This window comes from Methylobacterium sp. 1030, assembly GCF_040544715.1.
In the GTDB taxonomy this organism is placed as follows: Bacteria; Pseudomonadota; Alphaproteobacteria; order Rhizobiales; family Beijerinckiaceae; genus Methylobacterium.
Map to the genome: position 1 here is coordinate 1 of NZ_JBEPKM010000025.1, position 19887 is coordinate 19887.

Below are 19887 nucleotides of genomic sequence, written 5' to 3' on the forward strand. Positions count from 1 at the left end.
CGGTCCCCCAACCCACACCCGTCTAGGCGTGGGAAATGAGCATGGGGGTCAGATCCTCATGACGCGAAGGGGTCAGTTCCGGATGTCGCTTGATAGCGAGTGCCGGTCAGCGTTTCCCGCGCTCTATCCTGACCGGACGCCTACGGCCCTACAGCGCTGGGGGGCGCGGGCCTCCGGCGTCCTACCGTCGGAGAATGGGGATTCACAGCGCGGCTTTTCGCGGTAGAATCCGCATCCGATCACTAGGAGCGGCCAGAATGACCGCGAGACCGGATCACCAGTCCGCCGCTGAAACCTGGCGGGGAAGCTCAATCAATTTCTATCAGTACCGAGGCGGGCAATCGCATCTCGGACTTATAATTTCCGCCACGCGCGAGGAAGCCGACAAGGTGCGGGCGGTTTGGTTCGAGGGTGTGGCAGAACGAGCGAAACTCGGCCTAGTGATGGCGGTGTGGGTTCCGACCAGGGAACCTTACGAGATCATCGGCAAATTCGAGCATCAGATTGCCGACGACCACTCGAACGTCGCAAAAGCAAAGAACTGCCTCTTCTCCATCGCAATTCCTCACCAGGTGCTGTGATGGAAAAGCGCAAGATGACAGACGCCGAACTATTTGAGACGTTCGCAGACTTGCGAATTCTGGCGGGCAATATTCTAGGGTTCCACGTTCTGGCAGCGGATGAAACAGCCTCAGAAATAGGCCGGATCATGGCGCAATCACAGGTCTATTCTGGCGCGTATGATTTGGCGCACGCGGTTTGCCGGATAGCCGACGCCCTACAGGCCCGCATCGATGAGGGGTGAGTCTGATGGCCGTTTCAGCTCCTTATTGCTATTCATTCGCGTTCGTAAAGCACCGGATTGCGGCGCACCGCAGGGCAGCAGCGGAACCAGAGCGCGGCCACATGGCGGCGGTTCATGCGCAGTGGGCCGATCTATGGGAGACCCAGCTGCGCGCATTCTACGAGCGTCGGCCCTTCGGGAATTTGCGCATTCTCGACTGGTATCGGCCTGCGCCATTTTGATTGCGAACCAGTGAGCGCGGAGTCAGATATGACTGTCCGTATCCATCCGCTGATGCAGGATACGGATGACGTCGATCCCGGCATCCGTCCGCCGGTAAAATATGAAATGCGATCCAACGCGGTACTTTAGATATCCGGCGCGAACCTCGACAGGACGGCCGGACTTCTCACCGCTGGCCAGTTCGGTTGCAGCGTTGACGATATCCCGATGATAGCGGTCCGCTTGATCCGCCGACCATTGTCCGAACGTGTACCGCCAGATTTCTTCCAGGTCCGAACGGGCGAGGGGTGTGAACCGGGCGCGGGCGCTATTGGCCATGCTTCGCCCGCATCTCCGTTAGAAAAGCGGGGTTGTCGAGTTCTTGGGCTGGGCCGGATTCTTCGCCAGCGATGAGGGCGGCTTGGAGCGCGGCGACCTTGGCTTCCCGCTCTTCCAGTAAGCGAAGGCCTGCGCGCACCACGTCACTGGCAGAACCGTAACGGCCGCCCTCAACCTGGCGGTCGATGAACTGGGCGAAGTGGTCTCCAAGCGAGATCGATGTGTTGCGGGCCATGGCCTACCTCCAGTTTCCAGACTATACCAAAAATTGGTACAGCACCAGAAAATTCAAGAGGGCAGCTCAATCAACCTCTAAAAGCGACCCACAACGTTCGACTACCTGCGACGGAGATCTAACGTGGCGGGAGGCGCATGGAAGGCAAGGTGATTGTGTTCGGCTAACGACCATGTACGTATAAAACCTCACAACATCCGTATGATGAATTATGGGGGCGGGGGTAGCCCCATGAGACTTGAATTAAAGATTCAGCATGGTATAGCGATAATACTCGCCAAATATTTCAACTGAGGTGCTTTGTGTCAGATCCTTTCTTCGAACAAATTTCTGATGGGCAGTGGAATGCCTGCGTTGGATCTCAGGGTGCCGAGGAAAATTACGTTGATGGCTATATCGAGGCAGCCATTGAGCTTGCTCTCGCTGTAATTGACAAAAAGATGTATTCAAGTCGCGATACTCTCGCGATGCCGATTTTGTATAACGGCCGACACGCGCTTGAGTTGGCTTTGAAGTATGCAATTTCAACGCTAGCAAAAGCCGGACTGGTGCCGGAAGTTAATAAACTTAATCATGACATCCGCGCGCTCTGGCAGCACCTTCACGACGCTCAGATCGGAGATGAAGGGTTAAAGAACATAATTGGAGAAGTGAATAAGTATGTCGTAAGCTTGTCGAGCATTGATGAGGACGGGCAGCAGCTGAGATACTTTAGAACGCAAGATGGCAGCAAAAGCCTGGAAAATATCTCTGTTGTGAATTTGCCCCTGATTAGATCAAGCCTTATCGAGATGGGAGATGTATTAACAAGATTGAAATACCGAGTTGCCGATCTGATTGAAGAGCATAGTAGTGGTACCTATACGAAAGAATGCTCCCGTCTCGATCTGATGAAAATCGCCGCGATTGTGGGTGATAAATCAACCTGGAAGGGTGAAAGCTTTGATGTCAGAAAGCAAGAAGCTCGTAATCGTTTCGGTCTAAGCGGAAGGCAATTGTCTCGCGCGTTGGATCAGATCCAGAAATCAAGGGAGCTCGGAGGTTCGATCGGAGTAGAGCAGCAGTTGGCGCATCTAAGCGATGATAAATTGGTATCCCTGCTCACCCTTTGGGCGGAGAAGAATCCGGTGAAAACTTCGTCACCTGACGATCTTGGAAGCAGCTATTGGGAACGTGATTTCGAGCAAGTTTTCGCCGGATATAAGGAGCAGGCAGAATTGAACCGCAAGATTAAAGAAATGATAAGCATTGACGAATTGGCTGATCTCACAACTCTCTTTCACATCGGTAGGGGCGGCGAGAAAGGAGAGCATTATGACGATGTTTTAGCTCATTTTAAGCGCGATCTTGGCAGCGATAAATCGAACGGCGTCGCATATATCACATCAAAAACTAGCCTGCTAGAAAACGTCATTCTTGGCACTCGGGCGGTCGGGAGGCCGAGCTTATCAGCGAAACTTCAAGCCATCCGGGCTTGATTGGTAAATAAGTAACACGCGACCAACTGCGCCAGGCAATTGGATCGGCGAACGACCTACCGCGACGTGCAAGATGTGCGGTGTAGTACACCGCAATCTTGGCAAGGGGACCGCTGCGCGCCCCCGTTGCATCCCCCAGGCTTTGGCGCTCTTCCGCATCGAGCCTCATCCCGCCAGCGAAACGTCCGCCGTTTCGATCCGCGCTTAGGGAAGGGCGTTCCTGCCCCTCCCCAAGACCCCACCCAGACCATCGCTTCGCCGCTGGACCAGGACCAGGAGGAGACTTCGCTCTCCCCTGGACCCCATGACCAAAGGCGTCTGCCGCCCTTGGAACCCTGCACCAGGTTGATCGCACCTGGACGCGACCAGAAGCCGTCGAGCCCCTGGACCCTGATCCTGCCGGACGCCCAACCCTCGCGCCGGATTGGATGCACGAAGGAAGAGGTGCTGTGTTGCGATCCGCATTCAATCAGACCGTGAAGGCGGTACGGGGTGCACCCACGATGCAGCCCTTGCACGCGGTTCCCCTCCGGTTTGTCGCCTCTCGGTCCTTCGGACCAGCAACGAACCGGAGCGCATGGCGGGGCCCGTGCGCCCCTTGACGGCGTTCCCCTGCTGTTGCGCTCCACCGCTCCGGATGAGAGCTCCTTCCATCATTGGATCCAGTGCCATTCACCACAGAGCTGCAGTCCGCCTAATGAATTCACAAAGACGAGTGTCACATGAATTCCGTTGCTATAGCGCACCGAAAGGTCCTGCAGAGAATGTGAGCAAACAGCCTCAAGTCGCCTATGGTGGTTGCATTTCGAATTGTGCACACCTAGGGTAATCACCTACAATATGTGAGCTATTTCTGACCCAAGTCGAAAATGTACGGATTGTTAGATGTCGCACAATGGGAGCAATGGTTTTATCGAGCTAAATCGGTCGTTTCATGAATTGTCAAAATGGGCAAGCGAGGACGACAATCACGATTTAAGCAATGCCTTTATCGTTGGTCCTGCGATAAAGTGGCCTGCAATATTGCTAGATTATCGTACAATCATACTTTCCGAGGCCGGATCTGGAAAAACTGCCGAAATCCGAAATCAGGCAAGGATGCTTGAAGCACAAGGCAAGCCTGCATTCTTTCTGCGTCTCGAAAATGTTGGCCAAGACTTCGATATTGCTTTCGAGGTTGGGTCACCGGAAACGTTCGAGGCTTGGCTCGAAAGCATCGAAGAGGGCTGGGTATTCCTCGACTCCGTTGACGAAGCGCGACTGAAAAGCCCCATCGATTTCCAAACAGCTATCAAACGCGTCGGCCGGCGTTTGGTGAAGGCGTTAGATCGAACCCATATAGTGATCACCGGGCGAACTTCCGCGTGGCGTGCCAGGAGTGATTATGCGCTCTGCGTGGAGAGCCTACCGATTTCACGCTCCAAACTAGTACGCGAAACTTCCCCAGGCACAACTTCTTCCGAGGGCGTATCCGAAACAAAACAAGAAACGCCAGCAATTTTCAAAATTATAACTTTGGATAGTCTGCAAAGAGATCAGATCGAAACATTTGCACGACGATCGGGGATTTTAGACACAAAACAATTTCTAACCGCCATTGATCGCGCGGACGCTTCCACGTCAACCTTGCGCCCACAAGATTTGGTCGAAGTGGTGGCTTTCTGGAAGGCTAACGATAGAATAGGCACCAGGTACGAACTAATGCAATTTAGCATCGAGCGTCGCCTAACCGAGCACGACCAAAATAGGCGCGAGTTGAAGCCGCTGACAACGAAGGTTGCTCGAAGAGCGGCGAAACTCGTAGCGGCAGCGGCGACACTTTCCAAAACACAGGCGATACTTCTTCCAGATCATGAACCCGGATTGCCCGGCATAAATCTTGATTCACTGCTTCCCGAATGGCCCGCTCTCGAACAAACGACGTTGCTATCTCGCCCCATTTTCGACGAGGCAATCTATGGCTCGGTTCGCTTCTACCATCGAACTGTCCGGGAATACTTAACTGCTGAGTGGCTAAGCGATCTCTTAAAAAAACAGACATCTAGAAAAAGTATCTATCAGCTTCTGTTTCGCAATCAATATGGCCTTGACGTAATACCTCCCACGATGCGGCCAATCATGTCGTGGCTCGTAATCTTGGACGAAGATGTCCGTAATCGCGTATTGAAAATCGCGCCAGAGGTGACGCTTGAGGGCGGAGACCCGACGCGTCTCCCCGTGGAAGTTCGGCGCAGCCTCTTAAATGACGTTTGTGCACGCGTAGCTGCAGGTACATCTGGCCGCACGATCTATGACTATGGAGCTGTTCAGCGTTTCGCCAGTGATGACATCGCCGATGAAGTGTCGAAGCTTCTGGTAAAGTATCGGAAAAATCAGGATATCACCTGGTTTTTGCTGAGGATGGTTTGGATTGGCCAGCTTGCCAGCTGTTTGTCGCAGGCTAAAACCATAGCTTTCGATCCGAAAAGTGCAATTTATCCGAGAATCGCGGCATTTAAAGCAGTCGAAGCTATAGGTTCGGCTCAAGATCGGCTAGAGCTACGCGTCAAATTCCTGAACGAAAAAGGCGAGCGCAGTAGACAATTATTAGGTGAGCTTCTTTCCGGCTCACCATATTCGAAAGAAACTATTGACTGGCTCGTGCGATGCATCGGCCGATCTGAAGATCGGCGACGGCATAGTTCTGATCAGCTGCAGCACGAGATGGTAGACTGGGTGGCAGCCGCGCCCTCCGATATCTTGTTGGATTTCATAAAAGCCCTTGCGCCTTTCCTCACGCAAAAACCTGTTAAAGAGCGCCGTTTCTGTGAAATCTCCGTCCGCTTTGGGTGGCTTATGAAGCCGCTTTGCAAGGCAGTGGAGCGGCTCATTGCGCATCGGAGCCCACATGCGCTCGAACATGATGCGCTTGCCATTCTCGTAAAAATTCCGGCTGCAAAGACATACGACATCGATATCTCATTCCGACAAGAAGCTGATTTTAAGCCATTGGTCCGGGCTTGGCCGGAGCTTAATAGGGCTCTTTTTTGGTATGCGGTTCAGATAGCTCGGGAAGCAGCCGAGCAGGAAAACCCTCGCAATCGTGTCACAAGCCCGTGGCAAGCGTCCCTTCTGGATGATTTATGGGGTTTTGAAGCTGTAGATTTCGATTATTTTATTGAACAGATCAATCTTAGAAATGAACTCGATGATAAGCTTATTGCACTGACCATTGCTATACGACTGTTCGCAAATGAAAATTCGCCGGATAGGTGGAAACAACAATTACAAGCGGCCTCCATGTCAAACCATGAGCTTGCCGAGAGACTCCGCGGTCACTTCTATCCTCTGCCGCCATCTGCGGAAGAGCTTAAATGGAAGAAGCAGGAGAAGATTTGGAAAATACAGGCCGAGAAGAGGCAGTCCCAGCAAGAAGCAAACCGCGCTGAATGGCGGAAGCGTCTTCAGGAAATGCCAGACAAAATTCGTGACCACGGGTTGCCAAATCCCGAAGATATCAGTCGCCCACAATGGTACTTACTCGAGGTCTTGAGAGACAAATCACAAAACTTGTCTCGCTGGAGCGATGCTCGTTGGGAGCTATTAGCCGAAGAGTTTGGCGATGCAGTTGCGGAGGCGTTCCGAGATGGAGCAGTAGCGTATTGGCGGAAGCATGATCCGAAGGTGAGATCAGAAGGGGCTCCCGCCAATTCGACAACACATCGAGTGGTATTTGGGCTCACTGGACTTGAGATAGAAGCTGGATCTGATCCTAAATGGGTCGATAATCTGAATAGTCTAGAAGCAACGCGCGCATGTCGCTACGCATCTCACGAAATGAACGGCTTTCCATTATGGCTGCCAAAGCTCTTTGAAAAGTTTCCGCATGAGGTTGTCCAATTTCTTATTCGTGAGATCGCTTTCGAGCTGCGGACGGGTAAGCCAAATCAGGATAGCAACTACATATTGAGCGATGTCGCCTGGTCAGGTGAGTGGCTGTGGGATGCCATCGCTCCCCACTTATTGGCGATTGTGAAAGTGTCTGAGCCAAATAATACGTCAGCGCTCGAAAAAGTATTGAAAATACTGCAGGGAGCAACGTCAATAGCGGATCAGCAGCTCCGCGATCTTGCCCGCGGCAAAGCGACTTCTTTGCGGCGCGACGAACACGCAGCGATGTGGTTTTCGGCGTGGGTTGGTGTTGATCCAGAGGGCGCAATTCCTTCGTTGCAGAAAAAGCTGGGAAACATCAAAACTGAGAGTAGATCCGTTACATTCGCGATGATATTTGCGCAAAATCTTGTAGGAGGGCGAACGCGGCAATCGCCAAGAACGCGTGCGAACTTTCAGAAACCCGACTTTCTGAAACGTATTTATCTCTTGATGCACGAGTACATTCGCCGCGCCGAAGACATAGATCGCTCGAATACGGGTGGGTATTCGCCCGGCTTGCGAGACGACGCCCAGGAGGCCAGAGACGGTATTTTCTCGTTATTGAACGCGATACCAGGGAAGGAAGCATATGTAGCAATCGAAGAGATTGCGAGGTTGCATCCAGATGAGGGTTCGCGAGCATTCATGCTTCAGTATGCGTTATCTAAGGCGCAAACAGACGCTGATTTGGTTCCTTGGTCGCCGGAGGAAGTTGTAGCCTTTAATGATCATTTAGAGCGGACCCCCTCAGATCACCGATCTCTCGCCGAACTAGTGATGCTGCGCCTGCTGGATATGAAAGAGGAGTTAGAGGAGGGCGACACAAGCCTGGCTAAGATACTCCTGTCGCCCTCGCTTGGCGAAACTGATGTGCGGCTTTATTTCGGCCGAGAATTCCGTGACAAGGCGAGTGGTCGCTATATCGCCCCCCAGGAAGAAGAACTCGCGGACGCGAAGCGCCCGGACATTCGTATTCACGGCATGGGCTTCGACGCGCCGGTTCCGGTGGAACTGAAACTTGCCGATAAATGGTCCGGAGCTGAATTGTTCGAGCGATTTCGGAATCAATTGGGCGGGGACTATTTGAGGGACGGCCGTTCAAGTCGAGGCGTGTTTCTTCTGGTATGGAGGGGGGAGCAGAAATCTTGGCGAATACCTGGGCGTCGCAAGGCGGTGTCTTTCGGTGAGCTTGTAGAGAGCCTTCAATCGTATTGGTCCGTGTTATCTCCTGAGTATCCAGGCGTGGATGAACTTACCGTGGTGGGGATTGATTTGACCAAGCGCCTGCAAGCTTCCAATGAGCCTGTTCATCCAAAGCTAACGGGGTGATTTGCGATCTTTCTGCAGATTTTTATCGTGATGTGTGCTTCTCAGCATGTTTGATAGTTCAGCTCTGTCCCAAAAGTCTGGCATATCTACGACAAAGAAGCCATTATCGCGGGAATCGAGAAGACCGCAGCCTCCGCTTGTGGCTCGCCGGATATCTTCGACTTGCAGGAGGGGCCGCGCCTGCTCCACAAGGTTGTCGCCTGATCCGTTCACCTGGTTCGAGTTCACGTTGAAGCCACGCACCATGACCGAGGTTTTGCCGGAGCGGTGCTCAATCTCCTTCAGAGTGTCGCTATCCGGCAGCCCGCGATAGAGCGTATGAGCTACAGCCTTCTTCCAGATGCGTGCGGTCTCTCGCCCATAGCGGGTCTCAATCTGCGCGGCCGCGTTCTGAAACACGCCGAGGAAGTTGATGCCGCCCTGACGGTAGAGGGTCAGCACCTCGTAGAAATTTGAGACGTAGAGCTGGCCCCATTCCTCACCGATCACGAGCGCGCGCAGCGGGCCTTGGGCATCGGCGAACCGCTCAATTACGGCTGCTGTCATGGCTCCAACAAAGGTGCGGCTGGTGTCGGAGCGCGCCGAGCCGATCAGGAAGAGGGCAGTGCGCTCGCGCTTCATGTCGGCCGGATCGAACGTGTTGCGGCTCGTCAGTTCGCGTGCCGCCATTCCCGGTTGGAAGCCTTGCAGCCGCTCGACGATCAGCGAGGCGTAGGCGTTCCACTGGTCTGGCGAGGCGGTTAGACCAGCTACGAGGCGGCACATACCGGCTTCGTCCTGCATCCTCCGGTCAGCCGCCCAAAGCAGCAGATCGTCAGCAATCTCATCGCGTGGCCGCCCCCAAAAATCCCACAGGCCGCCCGGTGAGCAGGACCAGCGCTCGGACGGGTAGAGGGCGGTCACCTTATTGTAGAGCGTGAAGAAGCTCCGGACGCCCTGGCTTACCCAACGGTTCTTTGAGTCCGGGTCCTGCGGCACGAGAAAGCTCGCAGCGTCATAGGCTGCCTCACCGACGATGCCGCGTAGGGCTGGGTTGGCCGCCGTCTCCAGGAGACGCGTGTTGATGTTGTAGCTCTCCGATGGGTAGCCGTGGTGGTTGCCCGCATTGATGAACCGGACGCGGTATCCCTGGCGCTTGAGCGTCACCCACGACACCCAGGCTAGCTCACCATCCTTCGGGTCGGTGATGATTTTGGTCAGATGGTCGGTGCGTGGCGAGACAAGGTTCACGCCCAGGAAGCGGGTGAGCTTGCCCTTTCCCGCCTGCGCATCAATCGCAACAGGCTCCGTACCGTCATAGACGAGCGGATAGCCGTCGACGAATCCGAGTTCGATCCCCCGGCGGATATTCCGATAGGTGCGGGCCGGGACGGTCATAGCAACCCCGAACGCCTCAGGGCTTCCATGTCATTCAACTTCGCGTTCCCGAGTTGCCCACTCGGGTTCGCGTCAAGCATCTGGCGAAGGCGGAAGGCCGCAGCGGCTTCCGCCCGTGCTCTCGCGATCCGAGCTTCGGCAGCGTCTTCCCAGGCGAGCCGCTGGGCTGCCTGAGATTCGAGGCTGAACAGGAATTGGTGGATGGCGATGAGTTGCTGGAAGCTCATTTGCGCAGCTCCTCCTCATCGTCCCAGGTGGCGAAGCGGAACGGTTGGGCGGGGGAGGAAGAAACATCCTCGTACTCAGCGTCGATGGTCCGCTCTGGGTGCGCCGCGCCAATCGAAGTCGTGTGTTGGGATTTGATCAGTTCCTGCGGCGTGTCGGTATCATCACCCGCAAAGCCAAGGCTTAGCGATCCGCCGGTGTAGCCTCCGAGCACGAAATATATCCAGAAATCATGGACGACCTGGACGCGAAAAAGGACTGAAGCAAACAACACGAAAACAGGGAGAACCACTGCGCCGATCAATCCCCGTCCAACAAATTCTCGCGCTTCTTCCGGTGTAAGAATCTGACCGAAAAACTTCCGAGGCTTGTTCCAGGCAAGTAAGCACAACAAGGTCATGCACAGCGAGAAGAAGGCGGCTGCTGCGAATATAAAAGCGAATAGGAACATGAAACCGGCTCCTATGATGCCAATAAAGACGGCCATTCCGTGGTTGTCATTGTTGTTGGCGGACATCTTCTGCCTCCAGCAATTTTCTATCGCTCCAGGCCCAGCCCGATAGACATCTCGCGCTTCCGGGCTGGCCCAGGATCAAGACCGCGCGAGAATTTGAAGAAGCGTCCAAGCTCGCGCCGCAGCTCAAGCAGTTCTTCGGCTTGACGCGTGCGCAAGGATTTGAATTCAACCTGGAGGCGGGCGCGTTCTTCACGCTGCCGATCAATTAGCTGCTGGCGTTCTTGCGCCTGCCGTTCGCGGCTTGCTTTCGCTTCCGCTTCGTTCTGCACGCGGACCTTTTGATATTGGCCGGTGATCCGGTGCCAGAGGCCGCGCAGACCTTTGGGCAGTCTCGCTGCTCGTGCCTTCGTCTCTGCGTCCCAGGTGCGCGTTTGTTTCTGGTCAAGCTTCGCGCGCCCATCGCGGTGGCGATAGGTCATTTCCATCTTCGCGTGGGCGAGAATGGCAGCGGATTTCTGGAACTTGGTCCGCGACTCCGCTACGTGTCGCTTGATCGCGGGTGTCATCCGCTCGGCGAGCACCTTGCGGGTCGCATCGACGGAGGGCAGCGCATCGCCATCACCGAGCCGCGCCTTCACATCCTTGGTTTTGAGGCCCAGGACGCGGGGGAGCGAATGCACTTCGCCGTCATGGTCGATGATGACATGACCGCGCCGGTCGCCGCGCGCGATGAAGCAGCCATGCTCTTCCAGCGCGCGGGAGAAGGCAGCGGGGCTATCCGATACCTGCCAGCAGGATTGAACGGCAGCCTTGAGCCAGCGTGGGTCTTGCCCCTGGCGCTTGGCCTGTTGCCATTCGACCAGGGTGAAGTTGCGCGGATCGCGCATCCCTTCGCGCGCAATTCCGCGCGGCATATCCCAGCCATGTTCGAGATAGAGATCGCGCGAAAGGCCGACGAGCTTCCTTTTGAAGAAGGACATCGGTCGCGCTGTCATGGTGGCCGCGTCGATGCGGCTCCAGACAGCATGAGCGTGGCGGCGGCCTTCCTTTTCATGGAAGACGATGGCGCGCGGCTGCCCATTCAATCCGAGGCGGCGTTCCGCGTCTTCAATCGCCTTCTCGAACTCGGCCTCGGTGACGGACGCGCTTTCGGGTGGGCTCAGTGACAGCGAGAAGAGATACTGGCGGCACTTGGTCCCGCGCGAGATCGCTTCGGCTTCCTTGAACGCGCCCCGCAAATTATCGGAGGCGAACTCGCGCAGCTCGTGGACGCGCACATGTTCGTTGTCGTCCATCCGCATGAGGTGGGCGGCAAGGTCCTGGCCGCCGCCGCGCTGCGAGCCCTTCAAGATCATGGCTGAGCCTCCGGCTTCAGGCCGAGAGCGATCAGCAGCAGGCGGCGAATCTCGTGAAGGTCGGCGAGTGCCTGAACCAGGGCGGCTTCGGTTTCTTCCGTCGCGGGAAGCGAGCCGGTGTTTGCCGCATGGGCGAGTTGGTTGAGGTTGCTGAAAACCCGCGAGCGGCCGAGCAGGGCGATAAGCTGGGCCAGAACCTTCCGGTCGGCAATCGAGATGCCGCTCTTTCGAACCCTGGCCGGGACCGGCTCGCCCAGAACTTTCGCGCGGATGTAGGTGCCGAGCGGAGCGCCCGCGGCCTCACAAGCCAGGCGGGCGCGCTCGGCCTCCGAAAGCCGCAAGCTGAAAGGTGCCGGTGCCTTGGCCTTTCTGATTCGGCGGGGTTTAGCGGGAGGCGGGGCTGCCGCTTCGGTCTCGAAGGTGCTGCCTAGGGACATGGTGGCACCTGCAAGTCATGCGACTTGCGGTGCTCCAGGATGGCGTTCCACTGAGCCAGCGTGTCGAACATTTCGTTCGAAACGTCGGCGGGCGGGCGCGCCATTCAAATCAAGTGCTTAGCGGATGCCCGGGCAATGCCCTTTCCCGCTGACGACTGTCGGACGACCAACCCACGCAGTCTCTGAACTCGCGACGAGAGCGTGTTTGGTCCCGGCCTTGGTGGAGCGGGTCGAGCCTGAAGTGCTCTGATTCTGCGGCCCAGGCTTTGCTGACAGCCTCGCAGCTCGACCGACAGCACGGTCGAATGCCGCTCCTTCGGCCCAGTACGCTGATCGAGGACGGACGTGCGCGTCTTCCACTTCGCCACGGATTTCAGGTCGATGCCGTAGCGCTCGGCCAGCGTTCGATCTAGCGCAGCCTCAGCACCACCTGCTCCCCGCTCGTCTTCTGACCTCGCCGCATGTCCGACGCCTTCGGTCCCAACTGACCCTCTCAATCAGCCCGGTCCAAAGCCAGCCGGTCAGGTCAGATTCGGAGCGACGCGCTTGGTGTGCCGTCCGCGATGAGAACAGGTCGCGGGCGCGAGCCTCGCCGCCCTCACGGATTCGTCGGCGCGGCGTCCGAGGCTACGCGTACACGCGAAAGTAATCGACGCGCATATGGGTGAGCTTCTGCGCTTCGGTCAGTTGAGGGGCCGGGACATCCGTCCGCAACGCCAATGTGAGGAGCGGCCAGAAGACGTCGCCGGCTTGTTCCATCTCCGACGCGCGGGTGAGTGTCCAGATATTGAGCTGGTTCGTCTTAGGATTGATAATTGGCTTGCGCTCAAAATAAGGAATGCATTGACCGTCCTGGATCAGCACGCCGTACCGGCAGTACTGTTCCGTCATGTCGACGGGCGTGGGAACGCCGGTGCCTTCGTTGTGCTCACCGGGCTGCCCCCATTCGTGCAAGTACGCGCCGTAGAGCTTCGGCTCGAAACCCTTGTGCTCGACGATATCGACCTCTATGCTCCGTTTGGCATTGGTGATGCCATCCCGGTTGAGAAGCCAGAACGCCGGCCACGTGAGCGGATGCCGCGGGAATCTCATCCGCGCTTCGAGATAGCCTTGGCGCCAGCCGACCGATACGACACCGCTGCGGCTGCCGGTCTGCAAATTTCCGGAAATCCACTGATAGTCGGATGTGTTGTTTCCATAGTAATTCACGACGCTCATCTTGCGTCCGATGTATTTCGCGGAAATCTGGAGGGCCGTGCCGCCCGTGGCCTCCGCATCCGTGACGATCTCGTAGGGTTTGAAGCCTTCCGCCCCGGCAAGGGGAGCGAAGGCGGAACGGCCGTAGAAACCGGACGGCCCAGTCGTGGCCTTCGGTCCGCCATTCCAGATCCGTCCGTTGATCTCCGCGAAGGGCTCATCGAAGACGAGCGTGCGGCCCTGCGTCGGATCCACGGAGGCGTCGATCGCCGCACTTGAGCGGCTGGTCGGCAGCAGGGACGCGGCCGCGCAGATCGGTAGATCCCGGAAGCACGATTTCAGCAGATCGCGGCGTACCCAGCGAGGTTTCGTCATGGCTCAGGCTCCGAGTTCCGGCGTGGCAAGTGAGAGAGAACTTCGCGGCACGAACCTCCCTTTCGCGGCGACGCCATGATCTGGGACATGCCGGTGCCCGGCGGCGCGCCGCTGTGGTGAGGCTGACGGCTTTCAGGACCGGTTTCGCTCCCGTGTTTCCGCTCGCAGGATGTCCAGCGCCATGGCGCGGGCCCTGGCCATTCCGTAGCGGTGTCGATACCCGGCCTGCCGCAGACGATCGTTGGGGAACCGCATCCTCCAGAGAGGATTGCGCAAGGGCAGCGTCCGGTTGCGCAGGAAATCGTGGAGCCAGTCGACGAGGGCCGGCATCGGGATGACCCGGAAGCGGGGATCGCGGCTTATCGCGAACGCCCGCCGCATGAAGTCGCCGATCCGCGCATCGCGCGCCTCGTGATCGGAGAGATTGAAGACCTGGACCTCGCCCGCCGGCCAAGCCCCGGTCAGGGACCGCGTCATCGTCCAGATCGCCGCGTCCGTGACGTCCCGGACGTAGACGTGATGGGAGGGCCGGTGCGCTGCGAAGAGGCGCTTCGAGAGGCTCCAGTCGCGCAAGCCGATGAGATTATGGAGATCGACGACCACCGTCGGGCGCAGGATCACGTAGGGAAGGGTCGAGGCGATCCGCCTGATGGCCTCTTCGCCGGCGAGCTTCGTTCGACCGTAGGCGCGAACGTAGTCCAGGGCCCAGTATTCGGATTTGACGTCGACGCTGCTGGTGAGAACCGGCGCCGTCTCCGTCATGGTGCGCGCGCGGCCGCTGCCATACACGGAGACGGTGCTCATGTAGCAGAAGGCCCGGACGCCGTCCCGCTCGGCGGCTTCGGCCAGTCGCCGCGTCGCCTCGACATTGATGGCCTGCATCCGATCCTGCTTCCCGAGCTCGGCGGCGAGATGCATGACGGCCGCGCAGCCGTGGACGAGGCCGGCGTAATCCTGATCCGCCGTGAAGTCGAAGGTCCGCCACTCGACCCGACCCGTGCGCGGCTGCGCCTCGGTCAGGGGCTGGGACGTGACGGCCCTGACCGCGTAGCCGCGTTCCTGCAGGTCCTCCACCAGGATGCGGCCGATCCGCCCCGTCGCCCCCGTCACGAGGACGCGGAGATCGCCCGGGACGGGCGGAGACGTTCGGAGGTCGGAGACCACGGTGTCGCGCTGCTCCGGGACCTTCAGCAGGTCGGCGAGGCGGATCGCCAGAGCGACGATCATCTGCGTGGGATTGCAGTGGCCTCCTGTCGGGAACACCGAACTTCCCGTGACGAACAGGCCGTCGATCCCGTGAACCTGGCCGCGCGCATCGACGACGCCTCTGGTAGCATCGTCGGACATGCGGGTGGTGCCGGTCGGGTGGGCGACATCGACGAAGCTGAGCGGGATCGGCGCCTCTTCGCGCACCCAGTCTGCCAGCTCGGGCACGGGCAGGCCCAGGCGGGCGAACTCGGAGACGACGAGCCGCGCCGTCTCGCGCATCGTGCGGCCTTCATCTTCGTGACTGCGCCAGTCGATCAGGGGCAGCCGGCTGCCCAGGTGATCCCGCTGATCGGAGAGCATGACCCGGCTCTCGGGATCCGGCCGCTGCTCGACCATGCATTCGAGGCTCAGCTCGGAGAGCTTCCGCGGAAAGCCGTTGCGCGCGATGAAATGGTCCCGGCAGCCGCGCAGGAGCAGCGGCAGGTTCGACGTCAGCGTCAGGATGTCCTTCGCCCGCGGCTTGCCGACCAGGATCCTCCGGATCGCGTCGCCCGGGTCGTCGGGGGCGAGCGTCTCCCCGAGCCAGACCGCGCTGTTCAGGAGCTGACGGCTTCGCTGGACGTCCGGGCTCAGGCGGAGCCCGCCCCGGAACAGCCGATCCTCGATGGTGTAGCGGCCGAACCGCCGCTGCAGCGCGCGCGATCGGTGAGGGTCGAAATGCGCGACCGGCCCGCGCAGGTGATCCATCAGGTAGCGACCCACGCGGTCGAACCTGTTGCCGAGGCCGCCCGGGACCTGATGATCGGAGGCGAGGAGGAGCCGCGCATTCTCGATCCCGCCGGCACACAGGACGACATGGCGGGCCGGCAGCTTGACGATCGCGCCGTCGGGCGCCGCGACTTGGACGCCCTGTACCCTGTCGCCCGTCCCGTTCACGTCGATCGCGACGACGGTCGCGCCGCTGATCAACGTGACGTTCGGGCCCAACTTCTCGTCCAGTTTCCGCCCGAAGCGCGTGTACTCGAACGGATAGGATTCCGCGTCGTCGCGGCTGAACTGCCAGAAGAAGGGCAGGAGCATCCGAGGATCCGGCTCGGACCAGGCCGGCTGCGAACCGAACAGGTCCCAGAAGCGCGCGTCGCTGAAATGGTTGCCGTAGGCGAGCCCGAGATACTTGGCCGTCCGCTCGAGATAAGGATCGAGTGCGTCGCGCTGGAACGGCCACCCACTCTCCGGGACCCAGGCACGCTGCTCGAAGTCGATCGTGTCGAAAGGGGCGCACCGGCCGCCCCACGTGTGCGAGCTACCACCCACGATCCGGTTCCGGACGGCCCACTGGGTCGCGCGCGGCCGGCCGACATTCACGATGGCGTCCAGCGCGTCCGCGCTCTCCATCCGGTCGAGGCCGCCGCTCTCCAGCAGCACGACCCTCAGGCCGCCGCCGGACAGCTCGCGCGCCAAGGTACTCCCGGCCGGGCCCGTCCCGACAATGCAGACATCGCAAGCCGCATCCAGAAGACCCTCGATTTCACGTGCGGCACGCAGTTGGATCACGGTGGGCGGCTCCCGGGCTCATTCCATCGAGACTACCGTCGCGCACTTATTGCTGAAGCGCGGACGTGGACGATCGACGCATTGAGGAGGCATGAATATGCTCAGTGTCCACTTGCCATGACGCCGGATCGTCAGTGATTCTTCGGGCACGACGCGGATATGGACCAGCGATAGATCCGTCGACGAGCGGGCGCGATGGTTGCGCGCGGTCGTGAGGACGGCAATCCATGACGCTCCGCGGCGCGGTCCGGACGTTGTCGGCCGGTGGTGCGGCTCGCCCGTGCGACGCGCGCCTATCGCCCCGTACCGGCCGGCCGGCGCATCGCGGCTGCGAACCCTGGCGCGCTCGGCGGGCCGCCGCGTCGATGCTGCTTCCGCGGCGCGCGCGACGACTTAGAGCCATGCCCGATCGCGTTGCAATCGGGCACGGCTCTAGACCTTTGTCTTGACGCGCTCTCTTACGCCGAACCGGTATCCACTTCGGCGGAGAGCGCTCTAGGGTCGAGGTGGAGGATGGGCCGGGCCGCTGCGCGACCGGGGGCTGGCCGAGGTTCAGCATGCCGATTGCCGGATCGCGTCGGCGTGAATGTGCACGATCCTCTCGGCACTGTACTGGTCGATGTGAAGCTTCCTGAATTCCGAAAACGATCTCTCCAGGATTATATTGTCACAGTAATACTCCATGGATTCTATGAGCGCCTCCTCGTCGTCGGGTGGGATCAGGCGCCCGAGACGTCGGTCGACTAGGATGTCGCTGGGGCCGAATTCGCAGTCGGTGGATATGACGGGCAGTCCGCACCGGAGGGCTTCGCAGATCGCCAGCGACCAGCCCTCCCATCGAGACGTCGCGACGAAGACATCACTCGCGAAGAGCGCCCGTTGCGGGTTGTCCGGGTAGTGGACGAGCCGGACGACCTCGGACAGGCCGAGCGCCTGAATCTGGTCCGCCAGCGCCGCTTTGTCGGATCCGTGGCCGACCAAGTTGAGCCGCACGTTCCTGCGCCGCTCGTACAATCGCGCGAACGCGCGCACCAGAAGGTCCTGACCCTTCTGGAAGGCGTAGCGTCCGACATTCACGAAGGTGATGACGGCGGGGTCGGGCCGGATGTCGGCGTCCGACGCTTCGAAGTGCCTGACCGGGTTGGGAACCCAGTACATCGGCCGTCTGCAGTTGAAATCGGCCTCGAACGCCCGGAGCTGCCGCGGCGACGTGCCGAAAACGGAAGCGATCCGCGGGAGGATGTAATGCTTCAGGAGGAAGAACTTGACCTTCGATTTCAGGCTGGCGGATTCGCGCCGCGGGTTGCCGTGCAGGTGCATCGTGATCCGCTGCGGGATGCCCAACCGGGCGAGCCAGAAGATGACGGTCGGCTCGATCTGCGGGACGATGACCAGATCGTAGCGGCCTCCTTTGCTGACATCCCTGAAGATCCGCAGGAGGTGCAGGCGCGATGTGACCGGCCGGAAGACGCTTCTGTAAGGCCGCGGTTCCGCCGGGTAGTTCGCGTGCTGCGTGACTCGCAGCACGTCGACGGCGAACTCGGTGCCGCACTTCTGCGCGAGTTCCCCGCCGATCGTGTCGACCACTCGCTCGATGCCGGCGAAGACGGAAGACCCCGGCTGTAGATAGAGGATCTGGACCTTCTCACGATCTCCGGCCGCCATCCCAACCAACTCCTTCCGTTCGAAGCTCCGGCGATCCGGGCGCGGGCCCGTCGACGATGCCGGAGTCCGACTCACGCGCGATTGAGGACGGCGCCGATCACGTTCGCGCCGGCACCGATCAGGCCGTTCACCGCGTCCGACAGCTCGTCGACGGTCGTGCGCCCGGCCTCGGCGACGATCACCACGACATCCGCTCGACGGGCCGCGACCCGGGACTCGGCCGAGACGGAGAGCGGCGGCAGGTCGAGGATGACGTAGCCCCCCCGGCGCATCTGGTCGATGACGCTCTGGAAGACCGAGGAGCTGAGGGAGATGCCGGTGCCGACCGCCGTGTACGGCGACCGCGACGGCAGGACCGAGACGCCCCCGAAATCCACGAACTTGGCGAGGGCCAGATGGCTCGGATTGATGATCAGGTCGGCGAGACTCGCGCCGACCCCGGCCTTGGAGTCCGGGGTCAGGAAGAAGGTTCCGGCGCCGTGGATATTCGTGTCGATCAGCCGGGCGGTCCGGCCACCTTCCTGCAGCAGGCGCGCCAAGCTCAGGCCGATCAGGGTCGTGCCGGTGCGCGGGGTGCAGCCGACCAGGGCGATGACACAGTCGGAATCGTGGCCGCGCGCGGAGAGGGCCAGCTGGATCGACGTCCGAAGGTCGCGGACGCCCGTGGAGAATTTGACGTTGAGGAACCACGGCGCGTTGACGTTGCGCAGATCCACGGTCTCGCGGCGCCCCTCGGCCGTCTTGCGCAGGACCTCGGGCATCACGGCGAGGCAGGGGATGCCGGCCCTCTGGACGAGATCCTGCGGCGTCCGGATCCGGCGGTCGAAGGCCTGCAGCAGCGCCACGGCCAGGAAGCCGCCGACGAGGCCGATCATCGCGCCGAGGCCGAGGATCAGGGTCTTCCGCGGGGCCGAGGGTTTGAGGGGCTGCAGCGCCGCGCCGATCACCCGCGCGTCGGCATCGGGCGTCGGCGCGTCCGGCAGCGTGCCCTCGGTGACGGCCGCCGCGGCGGACCGCGCCTGGGAGGCGAGGGCATTGACGCGACCCTGGAGGAACTCGGCGCCGTTCTTGGCCGCATCGGCCTTGGCAGCGATGGATTGCAGGAGATAGGCCGAGACGGCCGCGTTCGCGACGCGCCGCGCCAGGTTCGGGTCTCTGGACGTGTACGAGACCTCGACAACGTACGACTGTCCGACCCGCCTGACGGTAAATCGCTCGGCGAAGTTCTCGAACTTCCTCTGCTGCAGGATGGCTGCCGTCGACGGCGGGGCGGTCCGCAGCCCCGACAATTCGGACGCGCCCGGGCCCGGCTCCTTCGGGCTCTCGGCTTCCGGAGGACCGAATTCCGGATTGTTCGCCAACTGGAGACTGTTGAACACGTTCGCCAGCAGCCGTTCCGAGCGGAGGACCTGGAGCTCACTCTCGGCCCGGCCCACATCGAGGCTCGGCATCAGGGCGCCATCGGAGGAGCCCGACCCCACCGGGCGCCGCGGCTCGAGCAGCAGCACAGCGGTCGCCGTGTAGAAGGGGGTCGCGGTCACCGTGTAGAGCGCCGCGCAGCCGATGCAGAAGACCACCCAGACGGCCACCGCCAGTTTGTGCCGGCGGGCCGCCTTGAGGGCCGCCGAGATGACGGCCAGCGGGCCGTCCTGCACGCCGATGGAGGTCGTCTCCGGAGAATGGGAGACCGATTGGGACTGGTCCGGCGGGATCCGGTTGGTGTTGTGGATGTTCATC

The 19887-nt window shown here is 60.0% G+C and carries 15 protein-coding genes; 4 read left to right on the plus strand and 11 right to left on the minus strand.

What is annotated here, in order from left to right:
• Positions 1–257: 257 nt before the first annotated feature.
• Both ABIC30_RS27380 and ABIC30_RS27385 read left to right on the plus strand, forming a co-directional pair.
• Complete coding sequence (locus tag ABIC30_RS27380; protein WP_354456394.1) at positions 258–581, plus strand: hypothetical protein; 324 nt, start codon at positions 258–260, stop codon at positions 579–581.
• A complete protein-coding gene (locus tag ABIC30_RS27385; RefSeq protein ID WP_354456395.1) occupies positions 581–805 on the plus strand; it encodes a hypothetical protein in 225 nt (74 codons plus the stop codon). Before ABIC30_RS27380 ends, ABIC30_RS27385 begins: the two co-directional genes overlap by 1 nt.
• Positions 806–1048: 243 nt before the next feature.
• Here the strand turns inward: ABIC30_RS27385 and ABIC30_RS27390 are convergent, their stop codons facing one another.
• On the minus strand, positions 1049–1345 hold the full coding sequence (locus ABIC30_RS27390; RefSeq protein ID WP_354456396.1) for a type II toxin-antitoxin system RelE/ParE family toxin: 297 nt from the start codon (positions 1343–1345) through the stop codon (positions 1049–1051).
• A complete protein-coding gene (locus ABIC30_RS27395; protein ID WP_354456397.1) occupies positions 1335–1580 on the minus strand; it encodes a type II toxin-antitoxin system ParD family antitoxin in 246 nt (81 codons plus the stop codon). Before ABIC30_RS27395 ends, ABIC30_RS27390 begins: the two co-directional genes overlap by 11 nt.
• Positions 1581–1882: 302 nt before the next feature.
• On the opposite strand from ABIC30_RS27395, the gene ABIC30_RS27400 reads away from it, so the two are divergent.
• Both ABIC30_RS27400 and hyoA read left to right on the plus strand, forming a co-directional pair.
• Positions 1883–3058: a hypothetical protein gene (locus tag ABIC30_RS27400; RefSeq protein WP_354456398.1), complete on the plus strand. Its 1176-nt coding sequence runs from the start codon at positions 1883–1885 to the stop codon at positions 3056–3058.
• Between the two features lie 885 nt (positions 3059–3943).
• Positions 3944–8299, plus strand: a complete 4356-nt coding sequence (hyoA, locus tag ABIC30_RS27405) for an NACHT domain-containing antiphage protein HyoA (RefSeq protein WP_354456399.1) — start codon at positions 3944–3946, stop codon at positions 8297–8299.
• Here the strand turns inward: hyoA and ABIC30_RS27410 are convergent.
• From ABIC30_RS27410 to ABIC30_RS27450, 9 genes are all read right to left on the minus strand, one after another.
• Entirely contained in the window at positions 8288–9676 is a 1389-nt protein-coding gene (locus ABIC30_RS27410) for a type IV secretory system conjugative DNA transfer family protein (protein WP_354456400.1), read from the minus strand. The two genes, hyoA and ABIC30_RS27410, sit on opposite strands and share 12 nt — an antisense overlap.
• Positions 9673–9903, minus strand: a complete 231-nt coding sequence (locus ABIC30_RS27415) for a hypothetical protein (protein WP_354456401.1) — start codon at positions 9901–9903, stop codon at positions 9673–9675. The genes ABIC30_RS27410 and ABIC30_RS27415 overlap by 4 nt, the downstream gene beginning before the upstream one ends.
• On the minus strand, positions 9900–10418 hold the full coding sequence (locus ABIC30_RS27420) for a hypothetical protein (protein ID WP_354456402.1): 519 nt from the start codon (positions 10416–10418) through the stop codon (positions 9900–9902). The genes ABIC30_RS27415 and ABIC30_RS27420 overlap by 4 nt, the downstream gene beginning before the upstream one ends.
• 20 nt (positions 10419–10438) lie before the next feature.
• A complete protein-coding gene (locus tag ABIC30_RS27425; RefSeq protein WP_354456403.1) occupies positions 10439–11713 on the minus strand; it encodes a relaxase/mobilization nuclease domain-containing protein in 1275 nt (424 codons plus the stop codon).
• A complete protein-coding gene (locus ABIC30_RS27430; protein ID WP_354456404.1) occupies positions 11710–12150 on the minus strand; it encodes a hypothetical protein in 441 nt (146 codons plus the stop codon). Before ABIC30_RS27430 ends, ABIC30_RS27425 begins: the two co-directional genes overlap by 4 nt.
• Positions 12151–12777: 627 nt before the next feature.
• Positions 12778–13722: a glycoside hydrolase family 16 protein gene (locus tag ABIC30_RS27435; protein WP_354456405.1), complete on the minus strand. Its 945-nt coding sequence runs from the start codon at positions 13720–13722 to the stop codon at positions 12778–12780.
• A gap of 132 nt (positions 13723–13854) precedes the next feature.
• Positions 13855–16485, minus strand: a complete 2631-nt coding sequence (locus ABIC30_RS27440; protein WP_354456406.1) for an FAD-dependent oxidoreductase — start codon at positions 16483–16485, stop codon at positions 13855–13857.
• A 552-nt stretch (positions 16486–17037) separates the two neighbouring features.
• Complete coding sequence (locus ABIC30_RS27445) at positions 17038–18150, minus strand: glycosyltransferase (RefSeq protein WP_056524834.1); 1113 nt, start codon at positions 18148–18150, stop codon at positions 17038–17040.
• Positions 18151–18221: 71 nt separating this feature from the next.
• The gene (locus ABIC30_RS27450) at positions 18222–19886 is read right to left on the minus strand and encodes a Wzz/FepE/Etk N-terminal domain-containing protein (RefSeq protein ID WP_056524837.1); all 1665 of its coding nucleotides are present in this window, start codon (positions 19884–19886) and stop codon (positions 18222–18224) included.
• Position 19887 lies beyond the last annotated feature (1 nt).

Excerpts from the sequence above, each read along its gene's own strand:
- ABIC30_RS27445 (WP_056524834.1), bottom strand. The coding sequence starts at position 18,150 with ATGGCGGCCGGAGATCGTGAGAAGGTCCAGATCCTCTATCTACAGCCG.
- ABIC30_RS27385 (WP_354456395.1), top strand. The coding sequence starts at position 581 with ATGGAAAAGCGCAAGATGACAGACGCCGAACTATTTGAGACGTTCGCA.
- ABIC30_RS27380 (WP_354456394.1), top strand. The coding sequence starts at position 258 with ATGACCGCGAGACCGGATCACCAGTCCGCCGCTGAAACCTGGCGGGGA.
- ABIC30_RS27420 (WP_354456402.1), bottom strand. The coding sequence starts at position 10,418 with ATGTCCGCCAACAACAATGACAACCACGGAATGGCCGTCTTTATTGGC.
- ABIC30_RS27415 (WP_354456401.1), bottom strand. The coding sequence starts at position 9,903 with ATGAGCTTCCAGCAACTCATCGCCATCCACCAATTCCTGTTCAGCCTC.
- ABIC30_RS27425 (WP_354456403.1), bottom strand. The coding sequence starts at position 11,713 with ATGATCTTGAAGGGCTCGCAGCGCGGCGGCGGCCAGGACCTTGCCGCC.
- ABIC30_RS27390 (WP_354456396.1), bottom strand. The coding sequence starts at position 1,345 with ATGGCCAATAGCGCCCGCGCCCGGTTCACACCCCTCGCCCGTTCGGAC.
- ABIC30_RS27395 (WP_354456397.1), bottom strand. The coding sequence starts at position 1,580 with ATGGCCCGCAACACATCGATCTCGCTTGGAGACCACTTCGCCCAGTTC.
- ABIC30_RS27450 (WP_056524837.1), bottom strand. The coding sequence starts at position 19,886 with ATGAACATCCACAACACCAACCGGATCCCGCCGGACCAGTCCCAATCG.
- ABIC30_RS27410 (WP_354456400.1), bottom strand. The coding sequence starts at position 9,676 with ATGACCGTCCCGGCCCGCACCTATCGGAATATCCGCCGGGGGATCGAA.
- ABIC30_RS27435 (WP_354456405.1), bottom strand. The coding sequence starts at position 13,722 with ATGACGAAACCTCGCTGGGTACGCCGCGATCTGCTGAAATCGTGCTTC.
- hyoA (WP_354456399.1), top strand. The coding sequence starts at position 3,944 with ATGTCGCACAATGGGAGCAATGGTTTTATCGAGCTAAATCGGTCGTTT.
- ABIC30_RS27430 (WP_354456404.1), bottom strand. The coding sequence starts at position 12,150 with ATGTCCCTAGGCAGCACCTTCGAGACCGAAGCGGCAGCCCCGCCTCCC.